Source organism: Rhodococcus sp. KBW08, assembly GCF_003852455.1.
GTDB lineage: Bacteria > Actinomycetota > Actinomycetes > Mycobacteriales > Mycobacteriaceae > Rhodococcus_F > Rhodococcus_F baikonurensis.
This window is the reverse complement of record NZ_QAJJ01000034.1, coordinates 1-6096: the sequence shown is the minus strand read 5'-3', so window position 1 is coordinate 6096 and position 6096 is coordinate 1. Positions and strand designations below refer to the sequence as shown.

Here is a 6096-nt window from a genome sequence, read left to right as displayed (position 1 = left end):
GTTCGCGTGCGGCGTTGACGGTGCAGGTGCGTCCGGCGCAGGTTCCGTTGTCGTTGGCGCAGCAGCGCATGTGGTTCCTCAACCAGTTGGATACGAACTCGGCAGGGAACAATGTTCCGGTTGCGATCACGCTCACCGGAAAATTGGACGTGTCGGGGCTGGAACAGGCTGTGTCGGACGTTATCGGCCGCCACGAGGTTCTGCGCACGGTCTACCCCGAGGTCGACGGCGTCGGCTACCAGAAGATCGTTGCACCGGCTGATGTCGACGTGAACCTCACTGCAACCTGGGTCTCGGATTCGGCGATTGTTTCCGAGGTAACGAACTTCGTAGCGGCAGGCTTCGACGTGACGACCGAGGTGCCGTTGCGCGCCAAGCTGTTCCAGATCAAGGCCGACGAGCATGTTCTGGTATTCGTGATGCACCACATCTCGACCGACGGTTTCTCGATGGGCCCGTTGACCCGTGACGTGATGACCGCCTACTACGCGCGAACCAACGGCCAGGCTCCGACCTGGACGCCGTTGCCGGTGCAGTACGCCGACTACTCGTTGTGGCAGCGTGAGGTTCTCGGGTCCGAGGACGATCCGCAGTCCGTCATCGCAAAGCAGATCTCTTACTGGGCGCAAGCACTGGACGGCGTGCCCGAACAGTTGAATCTTCCGGGGGATCGGGCTCGGCCGGCGGTATTCTCCGGTCAGGGAGCGACATTCGAATTCTCGATCGGTCAGGAATTGCACGAGCGGCTGATCAGCGTGGGCCGGGAACACAATGCGTCGATGTTCATGGTGGTCCATGCGGCTCTGGCGTCGTTTCTCGCACGTCTGTCGGGAACAACGGACATCAACATCGGTGCACCGATGGCCGGGCGAGGTGAATCCGAACTCGACGATTTGATCGGAATGTTCGTCAACACCTTGGTGCTGCGTACCGAGGTTGATCCTTCGGCGGCATTCACAACACTTCTGGCCTCGGCTCGGGAAACCGACCTTCAGGCGTTCGCGCACTCGGACCTTCCGTTCGAACGGCTCGTGGAAGTGCTGGACCCCGTTCGGTCGAGGGCACATCACCCGCTGTTCCAGGTGGCGTTGGCATTCCAGAACCTGGGGCAGAACTCATTGGCTCTGCCCGGTCTGACGGCCGCCGAGTTCGCAATCGACGAGACCGTGGCCAAGTTCGATCTGCAGCTCACGATCAGTGAGGTATCAGAAGGGCTGTCGGCGACGTTCACGTACGCGACGGATCTGTTCGACGAATCGACCGTCCGCGGATTCGCTGCACGATTGATGCGCATCCTGAACGGAATTGCGACGGACCCCACGACTTCAGTGGGTGACATCGAAATCCTCGACGCGTCCGAGCGTGAGGTTCTGACGAGCCAGAGGGCATCTTCAGGAGTAGCGCAGGCGCCGTTGGCAGAGATTCTTGCCGACGCTGCTGCGCGCTACCCGGACAACGTCGCATTGCGCTACCCCGGCACGGCGCAGGCCGCTGCCGGTCGGTCCATGACGTATCGCGAGGTCGACCAGTGGTCGTCGAAGCTGGCCCGCGTCTTGATCAATCGTGGTCTCGGGGCTGAAGATCTTGTGGCGGTGTCGATTCCGCGATCCGTCGAATCGGTACTCGCGGTGTGGGCAGTGTCGAAGACCGGGGCAGCGGTCGTTCCGATCGATCCGCACTATCCGGCAGATCGTATCGCGCACATGCTCAGCGACTCGGGTGCAAAGGTAGGCCTGACCCTCGACGTCGAACGTGCGAATCTCACCGACGACGTCGAGTGGTTGGTCGTGGACGGAGCGCTCGGCGAGCAGATGACCGCCGGAGTGTCCGGAGCGCCAATCGATGTCGAGGAACGTGTCCGTCCACTGACGACTGCTCATCCTGCCTGGGTGATCTACACTTCCGGCACGACCGGACTGCCGAAGGGCGTTGTCGCGACCAACGCCGGTCTGGCGAGCTTCAGTGTCACTCAGGCCGCGCATTACCTCGTGAAGCCCACCTCGCGGACACTGCACTTCGCGTCACCGAGTTTCGACGCGTCGATGCTCGAGTTGTTCCTCGCGGTGGCCACCGGCGCGACGATGGTCATCGTCCCGCCTGGCGTGTACGGCGGCGACGAACTGGCTGAGGTGTTCCGTAGCGAACGAGTCACGCATGCGTTCATCACACCAGCGGCTCTGGCGTCGATGGACCCGAGCGGCCTGGACGACCTGTCGGTCGTAGGTGTGGGCGGCGAAGCGTATTCGCCGGAACTGATCAGCAAGTGGACGACGGGGGACGACTCGGCCGCATCGGCTTCGGCTCCCAGGACGTTCCTGAATGTCTACGGCCCGACCGAGACGACAATCGTGACGAACGTCAGCGTTCCGCTTCTGCCTGGTGACCGAATGGACATCGGCGCCACGATCGGTGACATGGCCGCCTTCGTCCTGGACACACGACTCAATCCAGTTCCACTCGGAGTCTCGGGCGAGCTGTACCTGTCCGGTCCACAGGTGACCCGCGGTTATCATCGTCGCCCGGGCTTGAGTGCCGATCGATTCGTGGCAAACCCGCACGGTAATCCGGGCGAGCGAATGTACAGAACCGGTGACGTGGTGCGCTGGGTCGCTGGAACCGCACCCTCTACTTACGCAGTGGAATACGTGGGCCGCAACGATTTCCAGGTCAAGATTCGCGGTTTCCGGATCGAACTCGGTGAGATCGATGCGTCGTTGACCGCACACCCCGAGGTCGAGTTCGCGGCGACGATGGGTACGACCCTGCCGTCGGGTGCTCCGGCACTGGTGTCGTACGTATTCACCGGAAAGAACGCTTCGGTGACTTCGGCGGAATTGATCGAATTCGTCTCCAGAACCCTTCCGGCTCATATGGTTCCGGCTTCGGTCATGGTCTCCGCGGACATGCCACTCAGCCCGGCCGGCAAGCTGGACCGAAAAGCTCTCCCAGCGCCGGTCTTCGAGACCAAGGAATTCCGGGCCCCGGTTACCGAGATGGAACAAGTCCTGAGCGAGATCTTCGCGGACGTTCTCGGCCTCGATCGAATCGGCACCGATGACTCGTTCTTCGCCCAGGGCGGCGACTCGATCATGTCGATCCAACTCGTCTCGCGTGCGAAGGCACGTGGAATCGTATTCGCACCCAGTGACGTCTTCGAGAGCAAGACTGTCGCAGCACTGGCCGAAGTGGCGAAGTACGCCGCCGACGTCGAGGCCGCCGTGGTGCTCGAGGAGTTGCCGGGCGGTGGCGTCGGCTGGATGCCGTTGACGCCGATCGAACGATTCATGGTCGAGCGCGGTGGCAGCTACAACCGATTCACGCAGACGATGACTCTCGAGCTTCCACTCGGAGTGCAGCGAACCGACATCGTGCGAACACTCGCCGCAGTCGTCGACCACCACGACATGTTCCGCTCGCGGCTGATCTCCGACGGTCGCGGATGGGGGATGTCGGTCTCCGAGCCCGGAACCGTGGACGTCGAGGATCTGCTCAGCCGCGTCGATGTCGACGCGGCTGCGGACGAGTCGACAATTGTCCTCACGGCTTCCAAGGGCCTCGACGAGGCTCTCGGCCGATTGAATCCGGCTGACGGCGTGATGGTTCAGTTCGTGTGGGTCGACTTCGGTCCCTCTCGCACGGGGCGCTTGATCATTGCTGCGCACCACTTGATTGTCGACGGGGTTTCCTGGCGAATCATCGTTCCGGATCTGGTGTCGGCTGCGGCCCAGATGGCCGGGGCGAGCGGAGCGACGGGGGATGTAGCCGGAGCGACGGGCGATGTGGCTCTCGGGCCGACGGGTACGTCGATGCGCCGCTGGGCTCATGCATTGTCCGAAGAGGCCCATCGGGATTCGCGGGTAGCCGAGCTGGATACCTGGCGGAAGGTGTTGCAGACACCGGATCCGGTGCTGGGCAAGCGGGCGTACGACTCTGCCGTCGACGTTGCGGCAACGGTTCAGCGGATAAGCGTGGCGGTCCCCACTCAGGTGACCGAGACTCTGTTGACCACGCTGCCGGAGGTTTTCAACGGCGGCGCCAACGACGGCCTGCTCGCTGGACTGGCACTCGCGCTGATCGAGTGGCGTCGCCGAGCGGGAATCGACTCGACCTCTGCCCTGCTACAGCTCGAAGGCCACGGCCGTGAAGAAGCCGTGATTCCCGGTGCGGATCTGTCGAGGACTGTTGGCTGGTTCACTGCAGCCTTCCCGATCAGTCTCGATCTTTCCGAGGTAGACCTGGGTGACGCTTTTGCCGGAGGTGATTCGGCGGGACGCGCGATCAAGGCAGTGAAGGAGCAGTTGCTGGCGATCCCGGACAAGGGCGTCGGGTACGGACTGCTGCGCTACCTGAACGAAGACACGCGCGCAGTGCTTTCGCGCTTCGCAGGGGGACAGGTCAGCTTCAACTACTTGGGAAGGGTTGTCGCCGAGGATCTTCCGGCAGGTGTCGAGGGGCTCGGCTGGCTGCCGGCCGGCGATTTCGCCAACGTGTCAGCACCCGAAGACGTCGACATGCCCGCAAACAAGGTCGTCGACATCAATGCGATCGTCAACGACGGCGCGGACGGAGCTGTTCTGGAGGCCTCCTTCGCCTACCCCGTCGGTGCCATCGACGGCGAGAGCGTCGAGGCGTTTGCACAGATTTGGGTCGAAGCACTGACCGCCCTGGCGGAGCATTCTCGATCCGTCGGTGCCGGAGGACTCACTCCGTCCGACGTGCCGCTTGTCTCGGTGAGCCAACGAGATATCGACGGGTTCGAGAATCGATTCGGTACGGTGACCGACATCTGGCCGCTGGCACCGCTGCAGTCGGGCTTGCTCTTCCATGCGATGTTGGCGGAATCCAGCGTCGACCTCTACTCGGTGCAGATGATTCTCACTTTGTCCGGGAAGGTCGATGCCGACCGATTGCGGACTGCAGCACAGGGAATCATCGACCGTTACGCGAACCTGCGAACAGCATTCACGGCCGACGACGACGGAACGCCGGTCCAGATAGTCCTCGAGGACGTTGCTGTCCCGTGGCGGAACATCGATCTCAGCGATGTCGCGGCGGTCGACCGTGAGGCAGCACTGGACGCAGTTTTGACGGCTGACCAGGCGACACACTTCGACATGGCGTCACCGCCGTTGATTCGGTTCACCTTCGTCACGATGGCGGAGGGGGACTACCGCTTGGTCGTGGCGAATCACCACATCATTCTCGACGGTTGGTCGGTGCCGCTGCTCTTGCAGAACCTGTTGGCGCTGTACGCGACGCGTGGTGACGACTCGGTTCTTCCGCGTGTGCGCAGCTATCGCAATTACCTGGCGTGGCTTGTCGATCAGGATCGCGATCGATCACTGACCGCCTGGGCGGATGCGCTTTCCGGCGTCGAGCAGCCGACGCTGCTCGCTCAGGTCACAGGCGGACAGGAATTCACCGCGCTGTCACAGAAGCTGAACGTGTCGATGTCGTCGGAGACAACCGCGACGCTCACAGCTCTGGCTGCACGACTCGGCGTCACCGCCAACACGATCGTGCAGAGCGCGTGGGCGGTCCTGCTCGGTGCGTTGACCGGAACCGACGATGTTGTCTTCGGTGCAACAGTGTCCGGCCGGCCCCCGGCACTCACAGGCGTCGAATCGATGGTCGGGTTGTTCATCAACACCCTCCCGGTGCGGGTGCGCCTCGACGCCGCGGAGTCCGTCGAAGAATTGGTTGCCAGGGTCCAGATCGAGCAGGCGAGAATGCTCGATCATCACTATCTCGGTTTGACCGATGTGCAGAAAGCTGCGGACGTCGGAACATTGTTCGACACGTTGGTGGTCTTCGAGTCGTACCCGGTAGACCGTGAGGGCCTCGCCGCACAGGCGGATGTTCTCGACGGAATGATGATCGACGACATCTCCTCGGACGATTCCACGAACTACCCGTTGACCCTGCTGATCGCACTCGACGAGCAGTTGCACTTGACACTTCGGTACCTGCCGGACTTCTTCGATGCCGACTACGCAACTGGGTTGCTGGACAGAGTTCTTCGACTGCTCTCCGCCGTCGCTACCGATCCTTCCGTTCGTGTTGGTGACGTTGACATTTTGGATTCTGTTGAGCGTT

Annotated in this window: 1 protein-coding gene; it reads left to right on the top strand. The window is 62.3% G+C overall.

The features are described 5' to 3' along the window. A partial coding sequence (locus DBV08_RS30585; RefSeq protein WP_124569870.1) for a non-ribosomal peptide synthetase occupies nucleotides 1-6096 on the top strand: 6096 nt, incomplete at both ends.